Source organism: Desulfobulbus sp. (assembly GCF_031547805.1).
GTDB lineage: Bacteria > Desulfobacterota > Desulfobulbia > Desulfobulbales > Desulfobulbaceae > Desulfobulbus.
In genome coordinates this window covers 1-24,226 of sequence record NZ_JAVBRQ010000043.1, presented here as the reverse complement: position 1 = coordinate 24,226, position 24,226 = coordinate 1, and the positions used below count along the sequence as shown (strand labels likewise).

Genomic DNA, 24,226 nt, shown 5'->3' with positions numbered 1-24,226 from the left:
GGAATAACGAGGCTTCGTTATTCCCTTTTTTTTTACGGTTCGCCCTTTATCCCCTTTACCCCGGAATGAGGAATCCCGATCATGATGCGAGTCGGCATTGTTGGAGCCTCCGGTTATACCGGAGTTGAATTGGCCCGGATTCTGGCCGGCCACCCGGACGTTCATCTTACCGTCGCCACCTCGCGGCAGTACGCGGGCATGCCCCTGGCCGAGGTTTTTCCCAACCTGCGCAAGCGGGTGGACGTCGTCTGCGAAAACCGGTCGGCAGAGGAACTTGCCGACCGGGCCGATTTCTTTTTCACGGCCGTGCCGCACAAAACGGCCATGGATATCGTTCCCAAACTGCTGGATGCCGGGAAAAAAGTGGTCGACTTGAGCGCCGATTTCCGCATTCGGGACGCTTCGGTCTACGAGGCCTGGTATCAGGAGCACAGCTGCCCTCACCTGCTCGGTGATGCGGTCTACGGTCTGCCCGAACTCTATCGGGCCCAGGTCAAGACAGCCCGATTGACCGCCAATCCGGGCTGCTATCCGACCTCGGTGATCCTTGCGCTGGCTCCGCTGCTTCGTGCCGGAATGATCGATCCCGCCACCCTGATCATCGATTCGAAGTCCGGAACCTCCGGGGCTGGCCGAGCCGCCAGCGTGGGTTCGCTGTTTTGCGAGGTGACCGATGGTTTCCGGCCCTACAAAGTGGGCGGCTCTCACCGGCATATCCCCGAGATCGAGCAGGAGCTGTCGCTTGCCGCCGGCCGACCGGTGACCGTTTCCTTCACCCCTCACCTGCTTCCCATCTCAAGGGGCATCCTGAGCACAATCTACGCTTCCCTGACCGAGGCGGGCACAACAGCCGACCTGCACGCCCTGTACGAACAAACCTATCGCGACGAACCCTTCGTGCGGGTACTGCCCGTCGGGGCGCTGCCCGCCACCCAGCACGTGCGCGGCTCCAACTGCTGCGATCTTGCGCTGAGCAAAGATGTGCGTACCGGCCGTTTGATCGTGATGTCGGCCATCGACAACATCGTCAAAGGCGCCTCCGGCCAGGCGGTGCAGAACATGAACCTGATGAGCGGGTTTTCCGAGACCGCAGGATTGATGGGCGCCCCCTTCTTTCCCTGATGCCCCGCACGATCCGGCTGCTGATCGCCTACGACGGCAGCGGTTACCACGGCTGGCAGCGGCAGCGGCAGGGGGAGCCGACCATCCAGCAGGAACTGGAGACCCGGTTGGCGGCCCTCTGCCAGCAGCCGATCACCTTGCATGGGGCCGGGCGCACCGACGCCGGGGTCCACGCCTTGGGCATGGTGGCCCATTTCCACACTTCCGGCACCATGCCGTTGGCGGCTTTTTCCAAGGGACTCAACGCCCTGCTGTCAGCGGATATCCGCATTCTCGGGGCCGAGGAGGCCCCTGCGAACTTCCACAGCCGCTTCAGCGCCCTCGGCAAGACCTACCGTTACGATTTTTTCACCGGACCGGTGCAGCTGCCCGGCAGCCGCTTCTACCAGGCGCATTGCCCCGGTCCGTTTGTGCCGGAGCGACTCGAGCCCGCGCTTGCCGTTCTTGTCGGCACCCACGATTTTTCCAGTTTCGAACGATCCGGTTCCCGGGACAAGGAGGCCACGGGCGGGCGCGGGGCGGTCCGCAGTCTCAGTCGGATCAGCTGCGTGCCGGTGCTAGCCCGGCCCGGCCATTGGTCGATCCGCTTCACCGGTGACGGCTTTCTTCGACAGATGGTCCGCATCCTGTCGGGCACGCTGATCGAAATCGGCCAAGGCAAGCGGCGGGCGGAAGAAGCAGCCGCCATCCTTGCGACCAGAGATCGCACCGCCGCCGGCCATACCGCCCCGGCCTGTGGCCTGTTTCTCGAAAAAATCCATTACTCCCCACAAATTTTTTGTCCGCTAGCCCCATGTTCACAACCTGTTGCCCCCTGATTCTCGCCTCTGCCTCGCCCCGGCGGCGCGACTTTCTTACCCGGCTGGGCCTGGAATTCAGCATTGTGCCGGCCGCCATCGACGAATCCTGCAATCCGGCCGAATCGCCTTGGAATTTTGCCCGCCGGATGGCGGCAACCAAGGCCAGGGCCGTCGCCGAGACCAACCCGGACGCCTGCGTCCTCGGCGCCGACACCGTGGTCGCCCTCGATGGCCGAATTTTCGGCAAACCCCAAAGCCAGGAGGAGGCGCTGGCGATGCTGACCACGCTGCAGGGCCGCACCCACCAGGTCATCACGGGGTTTGCCATCGTGGCCAGGGCGAGAAACATCGACGAAGTGGACGCGGTCACCACCGAGGTCACCTTCGGCACCTTTGCCGAACCGATTCTCCAAGCCTATGTCGCTTCCGGCGAACCCATGGACAAGGCCGGCGCCTATGGCATCCAGGGAATCGGCGGCTTCCTGGTGGATTCCCTCTCAGGTTCGTGCAGCAACGTGGTGGGCTTGCCGGTTCACGCCCTTGTCCGCGCGCTTCTCGACCGAGCCCTTCTCCGGGCCGAAGGATGACACCTTTGCCCGCTTTTCGTGCTTTTTATTGGTGGACATGGCCACGCCCATGGCGTGCCCGGTGCCCATCCTTGACTTCTGTAAAAATAGTGTGCTACCGTTTTTAATCTGCGTTTGTCCGGACAGCGCCTTTCAATTGCCCGGCAAGACATGCCATTCGCACGATTCACGAGTTTCCACCATGATGAGCATCGGCCCTAGCCACCCTTTTAACCATCTGTTTTCCTCGACTGGCTGCCCGATTTCTTGCCCCGCCCTTGCGGCGGCCGGCGAAGCAGACGCACGGTAGCAACGGAGCGCCCATGACCCCATCCCCCAAGCCGCCGACCCCGGAGAAAAGCGCTCTTCTTCTCGATTTTCCGATTAAACTGTACACGGCCTTGCGGGCAGTCCGATTATACCCGGCCGCCACCCCGCAGGTCCAACGATGCAACGACCTGGTACTGCGTGCTTTTCAGGCGCTCCGGGCGATCAGCCCGGGCAACGGTTCGGTGACCCTCGCCTTTTCCGATGGTAAGGTTTTCGTCTGCGGCGAACAACTGCCGGAGAAAGACCAGGCACGCCTCCAGGTCCAAGGCCTGATCTCCTTGTCCAACCGCTTCAATCTCTACTCCTTCACCTTTCATCCCTTCTTTTCCGCCACCCAGTGCGCCGCCTTCATCCAGACCGTCTCCGTGCTCCTCGGCGACAAAGACCTGGCGGAACCGGTCGCCGCCCTGCTGGAAAAGGCCGGAATCACCACTGTTTCCGCCGATATTCAGCGATACGTCGCTATCCGCGAAGGCGAGCAGGTTGTCCAGGAAGAAGCATCCAATTCGGAACTCGAGGTCAGCGACGAGGAACTGGCCGATTTGGTGCTCGGCAAAACCAACCGGAAGACCATCTCCGGGGTTTCGAGCGAATTGGTGCAGGAATTGATCAGCCGATTGCCGTCGGCCGGCACGCCCTATCAGCACCCGGAAGAAGTCACCAAAGACGTGGTCGAATTTCTCCATGAGCTGACCCGGGAAACCGATCGCCACCGGCAGGCTGCGGCAATAGAGCAATCCGCCCAGGCGCTGTCCGAACTTGATCCCGGCCTCCTCGCCCGACTGATCGCAGCCCTGCCGCCGACGCCGGATGCGGATTCGGTGCTTCGTTCAGCCCTGCACCGGTTGACGTCGCGGCAGATGGATACCCTGATCGTCAACCTGGTCGCCCAACTCGCCGCCACCGGAGACAATGCCCCCGATCGGGGCGACGCAACCGACGGCAATCCGCTGAACCGGCTGGCCCGGTTGGAGCAGGAGCACACCTCGGAAATCCAACAGACCATCGCCCGCAACATTGATGCCCGGCGGCTGCTGCACGGCCCGGACATCTTGGACGAAATGCCCGAACAGCTGCTCAAGCGGCTACGCCAGCCGGAATGGTCGGCCTCGGTGCTGGCGGCAGCGGCAGGGCATGCCGTGGATGCCACCGGGAAAAACGGCAGCACCGCCGAACTCGCCTCCTTCGAACGCACCCTGGCAGCCTACGACGACCTGTTCGACCGGGAAACGCAGGAGCAGATCGCCGCCCGGGCGGCAGCGGATTTCTCGTCCTTCGACGAACAGGAACTCGGCCTGATCCTGGTGCGTACCTATAAAAGCCTCTTTGGCGAGCAACTCTACCGCCAGGTCATCCGACAGCTCCCCGAGGACAAGCTGGAACGGCTGATCAGCCATTTCCAGGCGTTGTGCGATTCCGACGACGAGACAAACGAGACATCGTTCGAGCTGTTGCAGGAAACCGTCCGCCGGGAAAAAAGGCGCGTCATCGTCGAGATGTACCAGCAGCAAAAGCTCCAGCGCGAGGAGCAAAAACAAACCTCCCTCAAGAACCGGTTCGACGACCTGCTGCAGGGTAATTTCACGGCGCTGGAACAAGTGGATCTGCAGCAGGCCCTGCCGGCCGAGATCTGCGAACTGTTGGCCGATAACCGAGAGGAAGCCGCCGACGCGCTCCTGGCCCAATTGGTGGCGGCCTTGCACCACGAACGGCCAGCCATATCGGCCGCCGCCTGCCACACCCTGGCCGCCACCGGGGAACGGTTGGCCATCGCCGGCCAGTGGGGGCGAATCGAAAGGCTGTTGCCGGACCTCCAGCAAGGCATGCGGCTGGAGGGCATCGGCGAGCAGACCGTGCAGCGGGGCATGGCCGTCATCGGCGGCCTGGCCGGCCATCGCCTCGCCGAAGGGAACTATGCCCAGGCAGGGGAAATCATCCAGATCCTGCACCGGCTCACCGGCCAGGAGATCCATGCCGAGACGGAAGACCACCCGGTCCGGAGCCAGGCCCTCGCCGCCTTGAAACACCTCTGTTCGAGGACGGTGCTGGAAAAGCTGATGCAACAGTACCTCCGCTCCGAATCCCAGCAGGAGGCGGCCGGCAACCTCTTGGTCGCCATGGGAACCGAGGCGGCAAAATTCCAGCTGCAGCAACTGATCTCTAACGAAAGCCGGTTTGAGCGCAAACGAATCCTGGCCCTGATCAAGCAAACCGGCAATCCGGCGCTCTCCATTCTTCAGGCGCAACTGCGCAAGGATCAACCCTGGTACGTTGTCCGCAATGTCATCCGCCTGCTCGGCGAAATAGGCACCCCCGAGGTTTTTGCCACGATCACGCCCTACATTGGCCATCCGGACCTGCGGGTCCAGCAGGAGGTCATCGCCGCCGCCGGCAAGATCGGCGGAGAGGATTTCAAGGATTTCCTGCTTCAAGCCCTGCACGTGGTCGACGATTCCCTGAAAATCAAGGTGGTCAACCAGATCGCCACCAACCATGACGAGCGCTTTGTCCGTCTCCTGACCGATCTTCTTACCAGCGCCCGGCCCATCCCGGTTAAAAACAAAAACGACCTGCAGCGGGCTCTGTGCAAGGCCCTGGGGCAGATCGGCTCCAGGCGGGCCACGGCGGCCCTGACCCGCGTGGCCCAAAGCAAAAATGTCCTCGGAATGGGCGGCTACGCCGACGAGGTCCGACAGGCGGCGGCCATGGCCCTGGAGCAGATCCGGACAAGCTCCGCGACCCGGAAACGCGACGAAACAAACAACGAGGTTTTCAATTCGGCGGCCGCACCAGCCCGGCCGGCGGCGGCCGAGGAAGACGCCATCCCCGCCCAGGCCAGGGAAGAGGCCATTTTTCTCCTGGCCAGCCAGGGCGACAAGGAGCAGGCCAAACAGCAGCTCTTCGATCTGATCGTCGCCACGGCCCGCGCCGGCGATTTTAAAAACGCCGAGCGGCTCAGGGAACGCATCTACGAAATCGACAATCTGGCCCTGGGCGAAATTATCCGTTCAGGCGAAATTATCGAAGAGGAAAAGATGGGTGCAATCAAGGAGGAGGATCTTGAAATCTGGTCCGACCTGACCGATCGGCTTACTTCCCAGGAATTCCAAACCATTTATCACGAATTGAGCGAACTCAGCTTCAGGCCGGAAGAGACCGTGGTCAATCAGGGGGACAAAAACGACGCGCTTTTCTTCATCACTCAGGGCAGCCTCAAGGTTTCCCACCAGACCGGTCCCCGCGAACTGTTCATCACCACCTTGAACCGCGGCCAGATTGCCGGCGAGAATTTCTTTGCCCCCTCTTTCTGGACCGTCACCCTCACCTCGCTCACCCCCACTCGCCTGCATGTCCTCAAGCAATCGACGCTCGATGCCTGGAAAGAACACTTTCCCGGATTGCGGGCCAAATTGCATGCCTATTATCTCGCCTGCAACACCATCGGCAGCATGCTTGAGAAGAAAGGATTGGAGCGACGCCAGGACGAGCGCTTCACCCTGGCGCGCAAGATCCAGGTCCAGCCGGTCAGCAACCGCGACACTCCCATCGGGCATGGATTCCGCGCGGAAACCGCCGACATCTCGTATGGCGGCCTGGCCTTTCTGGTGAGGATTTCCCGCCAGGAAAACGCCCGGCTGCTGCTGGGCAGGCGGATGCAGATCGTCCTACCCGTCGGCGGCAAACAGCAGACCCTGACCTTCAAGGGCATCATTATCGGCATCCAGCCGTTCCAGGTCCTCGAAAACGATTTCTCCGTCCATTTCAAGTTCGATCATCCCCTGGACCGGCAGAAATTGCAATCCATCCTGGGCTGACCCGCTTGCTGGGGCCAGCCCGCCGCCGACAACGCCATGACCGATCCCGTATCCGAATTTTACCGCCGCCACCTCCCGCAGGCGCAGCAGCGCAACGGGACCCTCCAGGCCCCCTGCCCCTTCTGCAGTCAGCAGGGCAAGCAGCCGGCCGGCATTGTGACCGTCCACCTCAACCCGGACAGCTTTTTCCACGGCTACTTCCGCTGCCTCAGCCACTGCGTGCCCGGCGGATTTCCCTTACATTTCGCCAGGACCGGTGCCATCGCTCTGGCGGAAGTGCCGGGGTTCGACCCCGATCGTGACTATTTCGGCCGCGAGACCGATTATCCGGCTGCGAATCTCAATCAGGAACTGGTCGGGTTTGCCGACAAACTGACCGGGGACGCGCTCGATTTCTTTCAACGGGCATCGATCACGCCCGAGATCCTGGCCGAATTGCGAGTCGGCTATAACGGCCGCTACCTGGTTTATCCCTACCTCCAAGCCAATGGCAACTGCTATGCCGCCCGGTGCGTCCATCCGGAGCGGCCCGAGGATTTCTTCTGGCACGGCGACGAGCGCTTTGCCGCCGAACCGTTTCGCCTGTTCAATGTCCCGGAGATCGAGCACTGCGAAAACGGCGCCCTCTTCCTGGTGGAGGGGGAGCACAACCTGCTGCCCCTGAAGCAACTAGGGCTGCCGGGGATCGCCGTTCCCACGGCCGCGGACCTCGAGCACCTCGATCCCCAGCGGTTGAACTGGATCCGGACCGTTTTCCTCTGGGTCGACCACACCGCCGAATCCGAGGCCATGGCCAGAAATTTCGCCACCCGGACCGGATACAAGGTGCGGATCGTCCGCTGGCCGGAGCAAGCTGCCCGCAACAGTTCCATCTACCAATTGGCCGTGGCCAGCGGCCCCCAATTTCAACGGCAAGTCTTCGCCCTGATCAAGCAGGCGCGCGCCTTTTCGCCTTTCGCCACCCCGGCCGGAGAATTCCAGGGTTTTCGTGAGCGCCTGCTTCAGGAATCCGGCGAATCCTATGCCAACCTGACCAGCGGTTTTTCCAAACTGGACCAGGCCCTGGCCGGCATCCACGGCATCAATATCATGGGAGGCACGCCCAAGGCGGGCAAATCGGCCTTTTTCATCCAGATCGCCTCGGACATGGCTCTCCGGAAAATCCCGGTGCTGTACTACGACTTTGAAAACGGCCGCCAGAAAATCTACCTTCGCATCCTCAGCCGGATCAGCCGCCTTGCCATCGACCGGATCAAATCGGGCGTCCTCGCCGCCGATGAACACAAGCGGCTGGTCCAGGCCGAGCACGCGCTACGCGCCATGCTCAACTGGCTGCGGGTCGTCAACGATCGACGACTTTCGCCCGAAACCATGCGGCGCCACATCGATTTCCTCCGCCACGAGACCAACAGCGACTACACGATCGTGATCATCGACAGCCTGCACAAGCTCCCTTTCAAGGATATCAGCCAGCAGCGTAGCGGCATCGACGGCTGGCTGCGCCAGTTGGAGGCAATCCGCGATGAGCTGGGAGCCGCCTTTCTCGTGATCTCCGAACTCGAACGAAGCCCGGATGGCCAATTCGACCGCCAGCCCCACCTCGGCTCGTTCAAGGGATCGGGCGATATCGGCTATTCCGCCGACAACGCCATGGTCTTTCTGACCCAATGGGATCCGTTTGCCGACACCTCGCCGGAGCATCGCCGCAACGAACTCTGGCTGGTGGCCAGCCGCGAGCAGAGTCCGGGGCGGGTCGCCTCCTACCAGCTCGACTATCCCTACTGGGGATTCAAAGAAGAAGACTAGTCCTTTTTCGGATCTTCCGAAAACAGCCGGCGCCACTGCCGGATCTGCTGCAGGGCCTGCTCGGCCCGGACCTGTCCGCGCATTTTTCTGGGGATTTTTCGGCCGGCAAGCGGCGGAAACAAGCCGAAATTGACATTGGATGGTTGGAAGTGGGTGGGATCAGAGGCAGTGAGATGGCAAATCAGGGTGCCATGGGCCGTGTCGCCAGGCGGGATCGCCACCTCTTGGCCTAAGGCCATGCGGGCGGCATTGATGCCGGCCAGCAGCCCCATGGCCGCCGATTCGATGTAGCCCTCGACCCCGGACAGCTGGCCCGCGACGAACAGGCCCGGGCATCGCTGCAGCTGCAGGCTGGCGTCGAGAACCCGCGGCGCGCAGACAAAGGTATTGCGGTGGATGGAGCCCAGGCGGAGGAACACCGCCCGCTCCAGGCCGGGAATGGTCCGGAAGACGCGCTGCTGCTCGGGATAGGTCAGCTTGGTCTGGAAGCCCACCAGGTTGTAGGCCGTGCCCTCGCGATTTTCCATCCGCAGCTGGACCACGGCGTACGGCAGCTCGCCGGTGACCGGATGCGCCAGGCCCACCGGCTTCATCGGCCCGTAGCGAAGGGTCTCCAGGCCCCGGGCGCACATGACCTCGATGGGCAGGCATCCCTCGAAATACTTGGGATCCTCAAAGGTGTGCAAAGGCACGGTCTGGGCTGCGCCGAGCAGGCGCACGAACCGTTCGTACTGTTCCCGGTCCATGGGGCAGTTGAGATAGTCGCCCTGTCCTTCCTCGTCCCAACGGGATTTTCGGTAGATCACCTCCAGGTCGAGGCTGTCGGCGTCGACGATCGGCGCGATGGCGTCGTAAAAGGCCAGGTGCGCATCCCCGGTCAGGGTCCGCAAATGCTCGGCCAGGGGACCGGAGAGCAGCGGCCCCGCGGCCAGGATCACCGGCCCGTCCGTGGTCTCGGGAATACGGACGGCCTCCTGCCGGCTCACCGTGATCAGAGGATGGGATTCGATCGCGGCGGTCAGCTGGGTGGCGAATCGTTGCCGATCAACGGCCAGGGCCTTGCCGGCTGGCACCGCGGTCTGATCGGCCGCTCGCATCACCAGCGAATCCAGCAGCCGCATTTCCTCCTTCAGCAGCCCGGCGGCGGAATCGACCGCATTGGATCGGAGCGAATTGGAGCAGACCAACTCGCCCAACTGCGCCATCTCGTGGGCCGGACTGAACTTGAGCGGCTTCATTTCCATCAGGCTCACGCCCACTCCCCGCTGCGCCGCCTGCCAGGCCGCCTCGCAGCCGGCCAGCCCGCCGCCGATCACCGTGATGTTGCCCGTGTTGTTGGCCATTGGTTTGCTCTCACCCTTCTTTTCCATAAAAAAAGGCAGGGTGAATGCTCACCCTGCCCGAACCGCAACAAGAGCCGCCTGCGGCATCAATAGCGGTAGTGCTCCGGCTTGAACGGGCCGTTGGCGTCCACCCCGATGTAGGCCGCCTGTTCGGCGGTGAGGGTGGTCAACTGCGCCCCGATCTTGGCGAGATGGAGCCGGGCCACCTTCTCGTCGAGTTTCTTGGGCAGGAAATAGACCTTGCGCACATAGGCCGCCGAATTGTTCCACAGCTCGATCTGAGCCAGCACCTGATTGGTGAAGGAATTGCTCATGACAAAGCTGGGATGGCCGGTGGCGCAGCCCAGGTTGACCAAGCGGCCCTCGGCAAGGACGATCAGCCGCTTGCCGTCCGGAAAGATGACGTGGTCGACCTGGGGCTTGATATTCTCCCAAGGCAGCTGACGAATGGCCGCAATATCGATCTCCGAGTCGAAATGGCCGATATTGCAGACAATGGCCTGATCCGGCATCGCCTCCATGTGCGCCCGGGTGATCACCCGCAGGTTGCCGGTGCAGGTGACGAAGATGTTGCCCTTGGCCGCGGCCTCGTCCATGGTCACCACCCGATAGCCCTCCATCGCGGCCTGCAGGGCGCAGATGGGATCGATCTCGGTCACCAGCACGGTGGCGCCCATGCCGCGCAGGGCCTGGGCGCAGCCCTTGCCGACATCGCCATATCCGACCACCACCGCGATCTTGCCGGCAATCATCACGTCGGTGGCCCGCTTGATGCCGTCGATCAGCGATTCGCGGCAGCCGTAGAGGTTGTCGAACTTGGACTTGGTGACCGAATCGTTGACGTTGAACGCCGGCGCCAGCAGCCGCCCCTGCCTGGTCATCTCGTAAAGCCGGTGCACGCCGGTGGTGGTCTCCTCGGAAATGCCCCGGATTTCGGCCATCAGTTCCGGGTATTTTTCATGCATGACCTGGGTCAGATCGCCGCCGTCGTCGAGGATCATGTTGGGCCGCCAATTGTCGGGCCCGAAGATGGTCTGTTCGATGCACCACCAGAATTCCTCCTCGGTCTCGCCCTTCCAGGCGAAGGTGGGGATGCCGGCCGCGGCCATGGCGGCGGCGGCATGGTCCTGGGTGGAGAAGATGTTGCACGAAGACCAGCGCAATTCCGCCCCCAGTTGGACCAGGGTTTCCATCAGCACCGCCGTCTGAATGGTCATGTGCAGGCACCCGGCGATGCGGGCGCCCGCCAGGGGCCTGCTCGCGCCGAATTCCTCGCGCAGCGCCATCAGGCCGGGCATCTCGGTCTCGGCAATGGCAATCTCTTTCCGGCCCCACTCGGCCAGTCCCATATCGGCTACTTTATAATCTGTCATGGTGTCTCCCATGCGCTCTCCAGGCGAGGGCGCATTGATGGTTCAAGCAATACGCAATAATCACAGTCCGGCGGCCGCGCGCAGGGCATCGGCCTTGTCGGTCCGCTCCCAGGTGAATTCGGGCAATTCGCGCCCGAAATGGCCGTAGGCCGCGGTCTTGTGGTAGATCGGACGGAGGAGATCCAACTGCTGGATGATCGCCTTGGGCCGGAGGTCGAAAATCTGGCCGACCAGTTCCACCAGCCGCTCCTCCGGAACTCTCCCGGTGCCGAAGGTCTTGACGTTGATCGACACCGGCCGGGAAATGCCGATGGCATAGGCCACCTGCACCTCGACCTCGGTGGCCAGCCCGGCGGCCACGATGTTCTTGGCGACATAGCGGCCCATGTAGGAGGAGGACCGGTCGACCTTGGAAGGATCCTTGCCGGAAAAGGCGCCGCCGCCGTGCGAGCCGCGTCCGCCATAGGAATCGACGATGATCTTGCGGCCGGTAACGCCACAGTCGCCCACCGGTCCGCCGATCACGAACCGGCCGGTGGGATTGATGAAGTACTTGGTGTTGGCATCGATCATCCGGGTCGGCAGCACCGGCTTGATGATCTCTTCCATCACCGCCTCCTGCAGATCTTTGTAGCTGATGTCCGGGCCGTGCTGGGTGGAAAGAACCACCGCCTCGATCCGGGTGGGGACATTGTCCACGTATTGGATGGTCACCTGGCTCTTGGCATCCGGGCGCAGCCAGGGCAGGACACCGCTCTTGCGCACCTCGGCCTGCCGTTTGGTCAGGGCGTGGGCATAGGTGATGGGCATGGGCATCAGCACCTCGGTTTCGTCGCAGGCATAGCCGAACATCAGGCCCTGGTCGCCCGCCCCCTGATCGAGGTCGAGTCCCTTGCCTTCGTCGACGCCCTGGGCGATATCCGGCGATTGCTTGTCGATGGTGGTCAGGACCGCGCACGACTGCCAATCAAACCCCATATCCGAGGAGTTGTACCCGATTTCGCGGATGGTGTTGCGAACGATCTGGGGCATGTCGACCCAGGCGGTGGTGGTGATCTCGCCGGCGATCAGGGCCATGCCGGTGGTGACCAGGCTCTCGCAGGCAACCCGGGCGTGTTTGTCCTTGGCAAGGATGGCGTCGAGGATGGCGTCGGAAATCTGGTCGGCAACCTTGTCCGGATGCCCTTCGGAAACCGATTCTGAAGTAAAAAGATGCTGGGCCATGAAGGTGTCTCCCGCTTGGGAATGAAAACGTTGAAAAAAAGAAGAGTGCCCGGCCCGGTCCGGCTGACGCGGCGGTCCGGCAGGGCAACGAAAAACAAATTATATACTCAACAAACAAGGAAAATTCAATGCAAACAGCCAGACGATTTGCCAGCTATCTCGTCCCGTTCCCATCCGCCGCAATTGTCCGGGAGTTCCGCCTTGCTTCGGATTTCCGCCGTCGGCGTTGACCAGGAATGCCTAGCCACAGATGGCATAGCCGCCGTCGACCACGATGGTCTGACCATGGATCATCGCCGCCAGGTCGCTACAGAGAAACAGGGCGACATCGGCCACATCCTCCGGCCTGGTCAGTCGCCCAAGCGGGGTCCTGGCCGTGGCCGCGGCCACGATTTCCTCCCGATTGGGGAACTTGGTCAGGGCGTCGGTCTCCACCACCCCGGCGCTGACCGTGTTGACGGTAATTCCCTGTGCCCCCAACTCCACTGCCAGATGCCGGACCAGCGATTCCAGCGCGCCCTTGGAAGCCCCCACAACCGTGTAATTGGGCACGGCGCGAACCGCCCCGATCGACGAAAGGGCGACAATCCGACCGCCCGGCCCCATCAGGGGCAGCGCCTGTTGGGCGATCAGCAGCAGGGCCCGGGCATTGACATTGACCGCCCAATCCCAATGCCGGCTTTTGAGGGCGGTGACGGGCTGCAGCACCCCGGACGCGGCATTGGAAACCACAATGTCCAGCCGGGAGGTGTGGCCGCGCACTTCATCGAACAAGGTCATCAGGCTCTCCTCGTCGGCGAGATTGGCACGCATCGCCCGGCATTTCCCCCCTTGTTGCTCAATCGCGGCCACCACCTCGCCGGCATTGGTCCGGTGCCGGACATAGGTGATGATCACCTCGGCCCCCTGCCCGGCCAGCCGTTGCGCCACCGCCTTGCCGATACCCCTCGAACCGCCGGTGACCAGGGCCACCTTGCCATGCAAATCAATCATAGGACCTCCTTTTTTATCGCACGCGTCGACCGCGGCTCACCGGGTCTCGTCGGCGCGCAGCAATACTCGTTTGATGGAATTCTTGATGAATCGAAAAAGATTGAAGCGGATCGGCCCCAATGTTCCGGGGACCGCAAAGTCGCGGACCGCCAGATCGGCCGGATGCATCAGGGGAAACGCCAGTTCCTCCATGGCGGTTCCGTGCAGGCCGGCCCGCCGGGCGGCATGCCAGAGGGGGCAGCGGTGCGGCTCGATGCCAAGCAAGGCGAGCAGGGCCGTGTCGACCGCCACCGGATCGATCCCGCCAGCAAGAATGCCCAAGGCGTGTGGGGCACCATGCATTGGCCCGGTCCGGTGCATGGCCGTCACCCCGTCCACCACGGTGCAACCAGCCGGCAACGCGGCCAAGAGCTCGATCAGCAAATCGGCAAACCGGCCGCCGCTGCCGCCGTGAGCCATGTGCCACCAGGGCTTTTGAAACCCGGCCAGGCAACCGAACAAATTTTTCACCGCCAAGGTTACCAGCATCTGGGAATGGGCCTTGACCTTGGGCAGATTGACCAGGAGATCGCATTCCAAAGCTGCGGTGGCCAGGCCCGCCTTCTGGCCGCTTGCCAGGACGATCTCCTTGCGGTGGCGAAATTCCTGCACCGGCACCCCAAGCCGCTGCAGGGCCGGCAGGGCGCCAATGGCCGCAAGAACCGCCTGCGCCGAACCGAAGGATGGGGAATCGCCGACCGCGACCCGGGCTCCATGCGCCAAAAACCAGCGCGCCACCGCAACGATGATCCGGCTGTCGGTGCAGGCCAGCAACCCATTCCTGGCGGTGATCAAATTGGGCTTGAGCAGCACCTTGGCCGTGCGCAAGGCCTGACTGTCCGACAGCAAGGCCGTCAGCAACCCGTCGACCGCCGGCTCCACCAGATCCGGTTCATAGCAAGAAAGGCGTGTCAGAAAAACAGAGGAAGCGGCCGATCGCATGGTCCAAAAAAAACCGGCTTGATCCACTGGGAATCAAGCCGGAAAAGGAGAGAAGAGATGAAGAAGTACCCTACACCTAGCATTTCCCGTGCCACTTTATTCAAGGCACCTTCACATCGCAGCAATCAGGGTATTCCAAGCAGTTAGACGAGCAAACAAATCCAGCGCCAGCCGCATCTCCAAGGAAAAGAGTTAAATATTTTTAACCCCATGCCGGCCAACGCTCGGCTTTCACAAGAACATATCGTTTTAACAACGAATTAGGCGATCCATTTTTTTATACGTCTTTTACCGTATTTGCCCTCGGACTGGATAGTATTTACCCAATGCTTCATTGCGGCCCGCGGATCTCCAACGGAATCACCCGGACACGCAACACGCCCTCCTGCTGACCGATCTTCTTCTGCACCTCTTCCGGAACCGGTCCCGCACAATCGATGATGTTGTAGCCCACGGTGCCGTTGCTTTTGTTGGTGTAGTTCATGATGTTGATGTGTTCGGCACCGAGAATATTGCTGATCAGGCCGATCATGCCGGGCTGGTCGCGGTTGATCACCGTCAGGCGGGTATGGACGTCCACGGTGGGGATGGTCTCAATGTTGGGGAAGTTGACGCTGTGGACGATGTTGCCGAACTCGAGATAGTGCTTGAGCTCACGAACCGCCATGGTGGCGCAGTTTTCCTCGGACTCGGCGGTGGAGGCGCCAAGATGGGGCGTGAGCAGAATCTTCTCGTGGCCCATGAATTTCACCGAGGGAAAATCGGAAATGTGACCGCGAAGCTTGCCGCTTTCCAGGGCCGCCAGCACGGCGTCCTCGTCCACCACCGGGCCGCGGGCATAGTTGATCAGCACGCAGCCGTCCTTGACGAACTCGAGGAAATCCTTGTGAGTGACATACCCCCTGGTGTTTTTGTTGAGCGGGATATGAATGGAAATGAAATCGGCGTTGCCCAAGGCTTCCTTGCGGGATCGGGTCAGGGTGACCTGGGGATCGAGGTCGTGGATGTTATCCATGGCTGGAAAGGGATCGAATCCCACCACCTTCATGCCGTGGTGCAAGCCGGCATTGGCCACGCCCACGCCGATCTTGCCCAGCCCGATGACCGCCAGGGTCTTGCCGGCCATCTCCTCGCCCTTGAACTTCTTTTTTCGGGCTTCCACCTCGCGGTTGATCTCCTCGTCGGTCATCCCGGTCAGTCCCTGGCAAAACTCGATGCTCTTCTCGACGTTGCGCAGCCAGATGCCGAGCGAGGTGTACACCAGCTCCACCACCGCATTGGCATTGGCTCCGGGGGTATTGAACACGCAAATGCCTTTTTCCGTGGCCTCGTCCACCGGAATATTGTTGACTCCGGCCCCGGCGCGCGCCACCGCCAGCAACGAGGAGTACTGGCCGAGGTCGACCTTGGAACTGCGGACGACAATGCCCTCGGGATTCTCCTCCTCGGAACTGACCGCAAACCGGTCGTTGAACAGGGCCAATCCTTCCTTGGCAATGGCATTGATGGTTCTGATCTTGAATTGCTTCATGGTTTCATCCTCATCGATATTAAGAACAAAGGGAAAAGACAAAAGAGCGAGCGCTATTTTACGCTATCGACGCCACGGCAGGCCGTTCCCAACTAACCCGTAGAACGGTTGCCCGCGTCGTGCGGTCAACAAATACCCTCGACCGCGGTTGGACGGATGACAAAACGCGATACCATAAAGAAAACACCAAAGACATGTCAAGAAAAAGGGGGGAGGAAATGCTCGGCTTGGGATCGGAAAGGGACAGGGAAATGTTCCATGCGAACCGGGAGCGCGCTCTGCCAGCCGCACCCGACACTACGGCGGCACTCAAAAAACCCGTTACACATATAGTTAGTTTTAATGATTAATAAATTCCGGAATTTTCCGGAATTTATTCCTGTTTTCCGAATTTTAACGCATTGCGCCAATCGACCTTGTAAGATTCGAGAGACAGGCGCATTGCCTGTCAAAGCGGGGCGACAAAAAAAGCCTGCCCCAAAGGGACAGGCTTTTTTTCGTTTTATCAAAAAGATAGATTATCTCTGCTGGCGTCTTCGCCCTGCAGCGGCCAACCCCATGAGGCCGGTGCCAAAAAGCAACATAGTGGCAGGCTCCGGAACAGGGCTAGCGCCTCTGCCATCGTCGCCACAAGCAACGATTTTCGCGTAATCGATATAGAAGTCGCCAACTATAGCATCAATACGCACATTGAGGGTGCCATCATGGTTAATATCGATCAAGCCACCGATCGTTCCACCTATTTCTTCGAAATCCATCTTAAAATTATAAGATGTAAAATCGACAGCTGGTTGCCATATCCATGCTATTTCATTTTTGAAAATTCGATCAGTATCGTCTTTGAGGGCAATAGTCAGTGTATAACCGGCTACAAAATCGTCCCCCCCCTGGAAGATGCTGACAAATCCATCGTTACCGATATCCAGGAAAAAATCGAACGGATCGTTTGGTCCCCCGGCTTTCGAATAAATATCCGGGGTCCAATCAATCTGGTCTTGCCAGGTTGCGGGGAGAGCCATTGCGCTTCCAGCCCAACCGATTACAGCCGCACAGGTAATTGCTGACAATACCTTTCTCATACTTCCTCCTTTGCTTGGTTCGTTGATGATGTTGATAAAAACACATATCGAACCCTGAGCAATATGCATGCCATTTGTATACATAAAATGTATTACAATAAATACGCATTACCAGCTATATATCAAACAGCGAAAGCGTAGTGAGAAATACAGACCAAAATTGCCTTCCATTCCCTGTCCGTTTTTCCGGAGCATCGCATCCGAATCAATCGCGGCCATTGCCTGCCTCATTCCCTGGGACTCTATCGTCGGACAGCGGTGCTGAGCCAGCTCAACGAAATCATCGTCCGCCGCGATGCCCACGACTCCTCACGTGGTCAAGGCGGCCGTCAATCGCAATGCCCGGGAGGTATTCCACACCGCGTGGACCCGGAGGATGTCCGCACCCTGTCCGGCGCACAGGGCGGATACCATCGCGGTCGGCCAATCCCGCTCTGCAAGCGGCACATCGAGCAACTGGCCAAGAAAGGACTTGCGTGAATGGCCGATCAGCACCGGGCAGCCGTGGCATTTGAACGCCGCGACATTGCGGAGAATGGCAAGATTATGCGCCAGTGTCTTGCCAAAACCGATGCCGGGATCGACCACGATGCGCGGACGCGCGACCCCATGCTGCTCCAGCCACGCAATCCGTTCGGCAAAAAAGGCGTTGATTTCGCCGACCACATCCCCATAGCGCGGATCGACCTGCATGCTGCCGGGTGTGCCCTGCATGTGCATGATGACGATCGGGCCGTCGAACGAGCGAGCCACCTCGATCATTTGCGGATCGTGGCGCAGGGCGGAGATGTCGTTGATCATGGTGGCCCCGGCGGCGATGGCCTCCCGGGCGACCCGGGCCTTGGTGGTGTCGACGGCAATGGCAATGTCGCTGCGCCGCCGGATCTTCCGTATGGCCGGGATCACCCGGGCCAATTCCTCGTCGGCATCTACTTGCTCGGCAAATGGACGGGTGGATTCGCCACCGACATCGATGATGTCGGCGTCTTCGACAAGCAATTGTTCGATTCGGGCTTCGAGAGCGGCTTCTTCCAGCCACTGCCCCCCGTCGGAAAAAGAATCCGGGGTGACATTCAGGATGCCCATGATTTTGACGTGTTGCGCCATATTCAACCTCCACAAATAAAAAGGCGGGCGCCACCATCTTGCGAAGGCGCGCCCGCTCCGGGAAAACGCAGTATCGTACTTTTATTACGTCAGGCTTCGGCCGGCTCCGCTGGCTCCTCGGCCTGACCTTCGGCCTTATTATCCCGAAGTTCGGCAATAATCCGGTCCATATCCTCCAGCATGATGGTCTCCCGCTCCAGGAGCTCATCGGCAATAGCCTTCAGGATGTCCATGTTCTCCTGCAACAGGCGGGTCACCTTGTCGTTGGCCTCGACCACGATCTGCTTGACCGCCGCGTCGATCTTCTGCGCGGTGAGCTCGCTGTAGTCGCCGCGCTGCTGGGCAATTTCACGGCCAAGGAAAATATGTTCCTCCTTCTTGCCGTAAGTGAGCGGACCGAGTTCCTCGCTCATGCCCCACTCACAGACCATCTTGCGCGCCAGTTCGGTGGCCCGTTCGATGTCGTTGCCCGCACCGGTGGTGATCTCGTTGAACACCAGCTTTTCAGCCACCCGGCCACCAAACAGGATGGCGATCCTGTTGAGCAGAAAACCGCGGGCATGGGTGTATTTCTCGTCCATGGGCAGCTGCATGGTCAGGCCGAGGGCCCGGCCGCGAGGAATGATCGTCACCTTGTGAATCGGGTCGGTGTCGGGCAAAAGCCGCGCCACCAGGGCATGGCCGGCCTCGTGGTAGGCGGTGATTTCCTTTTCCTTGGCGCTGACGATCATGGACTTGCGTTCCGCCCCCATCATCACCTTATCCTTGGCCCGCTCCAGCATGGCGGCATCAACCTCGTCCTTGTTCTCCCGAGCCGCCATCAGGGCCGCCTCGTTGACCAGGTTTTCCAGATCAGCCCCCGAAAAACCGGGGGTGCCGCGGGCAATTACCGCCATGTCGACATCGGCGGCCAGCTTGGTCTTCTTGCCGTAGATGTCGAGAATCATTTCCCGGCCCTTGACATCCGGCACCGGCACCACCACCTGGCGGTCGAACCGGCCGGGCCGAAGCAGGGCCGGATCAAGGACATCGGGCCGGTTGGTGGCGGCAATGATGATCACCCCGTCGTTGCCCTCGAAACCATCCATCTCCACCAGCAACTGGTTGAGGGTCTGCTCCCGTTCGTCGTGACCGCCGCCCAGGCCCGCGCCGCGGTGCCGGCCGACCGCGTCAATCTCGTCGATGAAGATGATGCAGGGCGCATTCTTCTTCCCCTGGCTGAACAAATCGCGCACCCGCGAGGCCCCCACGCCGACAAACATTTCAACGAAATCGGAGCCGGAAATAGTGAAAAACGGCACTCCGGCCTCGCCGGCAATGGCTCGGGCCAGCAGCGTCTTGCCGGTTCCGGGCGAGCCGGCCAGAAGCACGCCCTTGGGGATGCGACCGCCCAGCTTGGTGAATTTCTGCGGGTCGCGGAGGAAATCGATGATTTCTTCCAACTCTGCCTTGGCCTCGTCGATGCCGGCCACATCCTTGAAGGTGATTTTCACCTCCCCCTCGGCCTGCAATTTCGCCCTGGTCTTGCCAAAGGACAAGGCCCCGCCCTTGCCGCCCATCTGCATCTGGCGCATGAAGAAAAACCATACCCCGATCAGGAGCAGCATCGGGAACCAGGAGATGAAAATAGTCAAATACAACGGCGTTTCTTCTGGTTTCTTCACCTGGATATCGACCGCCGATTCGCGCAGCATGGGGATCAGGCCGGTATCGTCGGGAGCCATGGTCTTGAACGGACGGCCATCCTTGTCAATGCCGGTGATTTCCGAGCCTTGGATACTGACCTTGTTGACAGCTCCCTTCTCGACACTGGACCAGAACTCGCTGTAGGTAATCGAGCTGCCCTGGGTTTGCGGCTTGTTGAACAGTTGGAAAAGCAGAATCATCGTCAGGCCGATGACCAGCCACATGCTGAGGTTCTTGTAAAAGGTATTCAAAAAAACGTCTCCACTCGGTTGTCTACAGGAAAAACCAGGGGCCCTTGGGGCCTATCGCTTTGTTGTTCATCGAATAATTATAATTCACTCTATAATAATAATCTTTTTTCAGTCAATGAACTTTGCGAATTCCTGGATGGTCTTCACCCCCACTTCCTTGTGCCGCATCGATTCCATGGCCATGGTCATGGCCAAGCCGCCCGTGATGGTGGTGGTGTAGGGAATGTGGTAGTCGAGCGCCGCCCTTCGGATGATGTACGAATCCTCCGTGGTCCGCGTTCCGGCCGAAGTGTTGAGAATCCACTGCACCTGGCCGTTCTGGATCTTGTCGAGGATATGAGGCCGTCCCTGGGAGATTTTGTTCACCTCGGAACAGGCGATGCCGCTCTCTTTCAGACGGGTGGCCGTGCCCCGGGTGGCCAGGATGGCATATCCCAATGCTTCGAGCTTTTTGGCCACCGGCACCACCGCGTCCTTATCGCCGTGGCGGACGCTGACGAACACCGTGCCTTGCTGCGGCAATTGGGAGTTCGACGCCATCTGCGACTTGGCCAGCGCCAGCCCCAGGTCGTCGTCGATGCCCATGACCTCGCCGGTGGATTTCATCTCCGGCCCCAGCAGGGTATCGACGTTCTGGAACCGGTCAAAGGGAAAGACCGCTTCCTTGACCGCCCAGTGATGCAGCACTTTTTCGGCGGTGAAGCCGATCTCCTCCAGGCTCATGCCCAGCATCACCTTGGTGGCGATCTTGGCCAGCGGCACGCCCGAGGCCTTGGACACGAACGGCACGGTACGCGAGGCCCTGGGATTGACTTCCAGCACGTACAAGGTCTGCCCCTGGACCGCAAACTGGACATTCATCAGCCCGATCACCCCCAATTCCCGGGCCATGGCCTTGGTGGCGGCGGTGATCTCGGCAATCATCGCAGCGGACAGGGTGTGGGGCGGCAGAACGCAGGCCGAATCGCCGGAATGGATGCCGGCCTCCTCGATATGCTCCATGATGCCGCCGATCACCGTCATGGTGCCGTCGCAAATCGCGTCGACATCGACCTCAATCGCATCCTTGAGGAATTGATCGAGCAGCACCGGATGCTCGCTGCCGCTCATGCCGGGGATGGCCATGAAGCTGCGGATGCCCTGCTCGTTGTAGACGATGCGCATGTCCCGTCCGCCCAGCACGTAGGAGGGACGCATCACCACCGGATAGCCGATCTGTCCGGCCACGGCCAGTGCCTCTTCCAGGGTGTGGGCCGTGCCGTTGGCCGGCTGCCGAAGCCCCAGCTTCTGCAAAAACTGCTGGAAGCGCTTGCGGTCTTCGGCGCGGTCGATGGCATCCGGCGGGGTGCCGATGATCGGCACGCCTTTCCTGGCCAGGGGTACCGCCAGGTTCAAGGGGGTCTGACCGCCGAACTGGACAATGACCCCGTCCGGCTTTTCCCGTTCGATGATGTTGAGCACGTCCTCGCGGGTCAGCGGCTCGAAGTAGAGCTTGTCCGAGGTGTCGTAGTCGGTGGAAACGGTTTCGGGGTTCGAGTTGACCATAATCGACTCGATCCCGATCTCGCGCAGGGCAAAGGAGGCATGCACGCAGCAGTAGTCGAATTCGATGCCCTGGCCGATCCGGTTGGGGCCGCCGCCGAGGATCATGATCTTCTTGCGGTCGCTCAGCCGGGACTCGTCCTCCTGTTCGTAGGTGGAATAGTAGTAGGGCGTGTAGGATTCGAACTCGGCGGCACAGGTGTCCACCAGCTTGTAGACCGGTTCCAGGCCGGATTCGAGGCGCAGATTGCGGATGTCGTCCTCCGATGTCCCGGTCAGGTTGGCCAGTTGGACATCGGAGAAGCCGTATTGTTTGACCTCGTAGAGATAGTCCCGGTCAAGGCCGACAAAGCCCCGGCGGCGAATCTCCTCGCCCTTGTCGACCAATTGCTGGAAATTGTAGAGAAACCAGGGATCGATCTGGCTAAGCTCGTAAATCCGCTCGATGGCCATCCCCCGGTGCAGGGCCTCGAAGATAAAGCTGATCCGCTTGGAATTGGGCCGATTGAGTCCCCGTTCGAGATCGTCCTGATGCATGGCGGACATGTCGTCCTTGCCGTCGAAACCAAAGCCCATCCGCCCGATTTCGAGCGAACGCACCCCCTTCTGGAAGGCTTCCTTGAAGGTCCGGCCGATGGCCATGGTCTCTCCCACCGACTTCATCGCCGTGGTGAGGATGTCCTCGGCCTCCGGAAATTTCTCGAAGGTCCAGCGCGGAATCTTGACCACGCAGTAATCGATGGTGGGCTCGAAGGAGGCGTAGGTCTCGCGGGTGATGTCGTTCTTGATCTCGTCCAGGGTATAGCCCACCGCCAACTTGGCGGCGATCTTGGCGATGGGGAACCCCGTGGCCTTGGAGGCCAGCGCCGAGGAACGCGACACCCGGGGATTCATCTCGATCACCATCAGCTCGCCGTCGGCGGGATTGACCGCAAACTGGACATTGGAGCCGCCGGTTTCCACCCCGATCTCCCGCATGATGGCAATAGCCGCGTCGCGCATCTCCTGGTATTCCCGGTCGGTCAAGGTCTGGGCCGGGGCCACGGTGATGGAGTCGCCGGTGTGCACGCCCATGGCGTCGACGTTCTCGATCGAGCAAATGATGACCACGTTGTCGTTCTTGTCGCGCATCACCTCGAGCTCGAACTCCTTCCAGCCGAGCAAGGAGCGCTCGAGCATGACTTCGTTGGTCATGGAGAGATCGATGCCCGCGGTGGCCAGCTTGTTGAGCTCGGCCCGGTTGTAGGCCACGCCGCCGCCGGTGCCGCCGAGGGTGAAACTGGGCCGGACGATGATCGGAAAGCCGATCCGCTCGCCCGCCTCCATGGCCTCGTCGATGGTGTGGACAATGGCCGATTCCGGCACCTTGAGGCCGATTTTGCGCATGGCGTCGCGGAATTCCTCCCGCCCTTCGGCCTTGCGGATCACCTCGATGTTGGCGGCCAGCAGCTCGACCTTGTATTTTTCCAGCACCCCCATCTCGGCGACCTTGATCGCGGTGTTGAGCCCGGTCTGGCCGCCAAGGGTCGGCAGCAGGGCGTCGGGCCGTTCCCGCTCGATGACCTTGGCCACGCATTCGGGGGTGATCGGCTCGATATAGGTGCGGTCGGCCAAGCCCGGATCGGTCATGATGGTGGCGGGGTTGGAGTTGATCAGGATGACCCGATACCCCTCCTCCTTCAGCGCCTTGCACGCCTGGACACCGGAATAATCGAACTCGCAAGCCTGGCCGATGACGATCGGCCCCGCGCCGATGATGCAGATGGAGGTAAGATCTGTGCGCTTGGGCATGGCGGCTCGCTTCTTGACGTTTAGTCAACAAAACCCTTCCCGCCGGATGCGCGCGGGGAGAGTCGGGTGGATGTCGATCATTGCGAGGATCCGTTATAGGGACTTGCCGGACCGGAAGGAAGAGGTCACTGATACGGCCAGCCACATCCTTCTCGCACCGTGTACTATACCGCCGGGTTTGGACCGAAAGCGCTTGATGCAAACCATCAAGCGCTTTCGGTATGGAAACAATCCGGCCCAACGATAAAACGCCGCTTGAACCACCGCCCGAACGGCGTCATCAATCGGTCGCGCCAGCCCTTTTTCGTCCCTTTCCCGGAGCGTTTCGCCCCTATGACCGTTTACGCTTTCGCCAAAGACAGCCGCGCCTGCGCCGCCTGCGTCTCGTGGGGGGGGGAACGCGGCATGGCGCCCGACAACACATTGGTGCACGTCGTCCGCTACAGCGTGGAGGGTGATTGCCGCACGGCGATCAGCCAGGACTATCGAAAGGTCACCAAGGCTTATCACACCTGCGCGGCATGGTCGCCGCTGCCCATGCTGCGCGCCCATGGTGGCCGGTCGGAGCGCTCGCCCGGCCCCTCGGCGGCCCTGTCGGCGCTGATCGCCGGCGGTGGCGCCGCCCCTCCTCCCGCCGCCAAGCCCCCTCTCGCCGCAAAACCCTTGCCAACGGTTCCCGCCGCACCGCCGCCCGAACCCATGCCCGCGCCCGAACCTGAGAGATGCCATTCCACTCCCCTGGACATCGACAAGGTGCCGCAGCAGGCGCGCGTCCTCTATGGCTACTGGCAGCGGCTGAAGCTGAAGCGCAAGGCGCTGCCCCTGGCGGTTGAGCTGGACACCGCGCAAATCCGCGAATGCGTATCGCGCCTTTGCCTGCTCTCCC

At 61.0% G+C, this 24,226-nt stretch carries 15 protein-coding genes and 1 pseudogene; 6 read left to right on the top strand and 10 right to left on the bottom strand.

Annotated elements, in window-relative coordinates:
* Window positions 1-81 precede the first annotated feature (81 nt).
* The 5 genes from argC (at window position 82) to RMR13_RS14170 (ending at window position 8,439) form a co-directional block, all read left to right on the top strand.
* Window positions 82-1,122: an N-acetyl-gamma-glutamyl-phosphate reductase gene (argC, locus tag RMR13_RS14190; protein WP_310601283.1), complete on the top strand. Its 1,041-nt coding sequence runs from the start codon at window positions 82-84 to the stop codon at window positions 1,120-1,122.
* Window positions 1,122-1,940 (top strand): tRNA pseudouridine(38-40) synthase TruA, encoded by an 819-nt coding sequence (gene truA / locus RMR13_RS14185; RefSeq protein WP_310601282.1) that lies wholly within the window; start codon window positions 1,122-1,124, stop codon window positions 1,938-1,940. Before argC ends, truA begins: the two co-directional genes overlap by 1 nt.
* Window positions 1,916-2,509, top strand: a complete 594-nt coding sequence (locus RMR13_RS14180) for a nucleoside triphosphate pyrophosphatase (RefSeq protein ID WP_310601281.1) — start codon at window positions 1,916-1,918, stop codon at window positions 2,507-2,509. Before truA ends, RMR13_RS14180 begins: the two co-directional genes overlap by 25 nt.
* A 302-nt stretch (window positions 2,510-2,811) precedes the next feature.
* Window positions 2,812-6,633 (top strand): HEAT repeat domain-containing protein, encoded by a 3,822-nt coding sequence (locus RMR13_RS14175; RefSeq protein ID WP_310601280.1) that lies wholly within the window; start codon window positions 2,812-2,814, stop codon window positions 6,631-6,633.
* A 36-nt stretch (window positions 6,634-6,669) separates the two neighbouring features.
* A complete protein-coding gene (locus RMR13_RS14170) occupies window positions 6,670-8,439 on the top strand; it encodes a DnaB-like helicase C-terminal domain-containing protein (RefSeq protein ID WP_310601279.1) in 1,770 nt (589 codons plus the stop codon).
* On the opposite strand, the gene trmFO is transcribed toward RMR13_RS14170, so the two are convergent.
* The 10 genes from trmFO to carB form a co-directional block, all read right to left on the bottom strand.
* On the bottom strand, window positions 8,436-9,782 hold the full coding sequence (gene trmFO / locus RMR13_RS14165) for a methylenetetrahydrofolate--tRNA-(uracil(54)-C(5))-methyltransferase (FADH(2)-oxidizing) TrmFO (protein ID WP_310601278.1): 1,347 nt from the start codon (window positions 9,780-9,782) through the stop codon (window positions 8,436-8,438). The genes RMR13_RS14170 and trmFO overlap by 4 nt on opposite strands.
* Window positions 9,783-9,868: 86 nt before the next feature.
* On the bottom strand, window positions 9,869-11,155 hold the full coding sequence (gene ahcY, locus RMR13_RS14160; RefSeq protein ID WP_310601277.1) for an adenosylhomocysteinase: 1,287 nt from the start codon (window positions 11,153-11,155) through the stop codon (window positions 9,869-9,871).
* 60 nt (window positions 11,156-11,215) lie between these two features.
* Window positions 11,216-12,379: a methionine adenosyltransferase gene (metK, locus tag RMR13_RS14155; protein ID WP_310601276.1), complete on the bottom strand. Its 1,164-nt coding sequence runs from the start codon at window positions 12,377-12,379 to the stop codon at window positions 11,216-11,218.
* Window positions 12,380-12,619: 240 nt separating this feature from the next.
* Window positions 12,620-13,372: an enoyl-[acyl-carrier-protein] reductase FabL gene (gene fabL / locus RMR13_RS14150; protein WP_310601275.1), complete on the bottom strand. Its 753-nt coding sequence runs from the start codon at window positions 13,370-13,372 to the stop codon at window positions 12,620-12,622.
* Window positions 13,373-13,408: 36 nt separating this feature from the next.
* Window positions 13,409-14,293 carry a DUF362 domain-containing protein gene (locus RMR13_RS14145; RefSeq protein WP_310601274.1) on the bottom strand — a complete coding sequence of 295 codons (885 nt, stop codon included), beginning with the start codon at window positions 14,291-14,293 and terminating at the stop codon, window positions 13,409-13,411.
* A 391-nt stretch (window positions 14,294-14,684) separates the two neighbouring features.
* Window positions 14,685-15,884, bottom strand: a complete 1,200-nt coding sequence (locus tag RMR13_RS14140) for a 3-phosphoglycerate dehydrogenase family protein (protein WP_310601273.1) — start codon at window positions 15,882-15,884, stop codon at window positions 14,685-14,687.
* Window positions 15,885-16,402: 518 nt separating this feature from the next.
* The gene (locus RMR13_RS14135) at window positions 16,403-16,963 is read right to left on the bottom strand and encodes a PEP-CTERM sorting domain-containing protein (protein WP_310601272.1); all 561 of its coding nucleotides are present in this window, start codon (window positions 16,961-16,963) and stop codon (window positions 16,403-16,405) included.
* 309 nt (window positions 16,964-17,272) lie between these two features.
* A complete protein-coding gene (gene folP, locus RMR13_RS14130) occupies window positions 17,273-18,070 on the bottom strand; it encodes a dihydropteroate synthase (RefSeq protein ID WP_310601271.1) in 798 nt (265 codons plus the stop codon).
* Window positions 18,071-18,159: 89 nt separating this feature from the next.
* A complete protein-coding gene (ftsH, locus tag RMR13_RS14125) occupies window positions 18,160-20,007 on the bottom strand; it encodes an ATP-dependent zinc metalloprotease FtsH (RefSeq protein ID WP_310601270.1) in 1,848 nt (615 codons plus the stop codon).
* Window positions 20,008-20,115: 108 nt separating this feature from the next.
* A complete protein-coding gene (gene carB / locus RMR13_RS14120) occupies window positions 20,116-23,340 on the bottom strand; it encodes a carbamoyl-phosphate synthase large subunit (protein ID WP_310601269.1) in 3,225 nt (1,074 codons plus the stop codon).
* Window positions 23,341-23,745: 405 nt separating this feature from the next.
* On the opposite strand from carB, the pseudogene RMR13_RS14115 reads away from it, so the two are divergent.
* A pseudogene (locus RMR13_RS14115) lies at window positions 23,746-24,226 on the top strand (hypothetical protein); the annotation flags it as partial.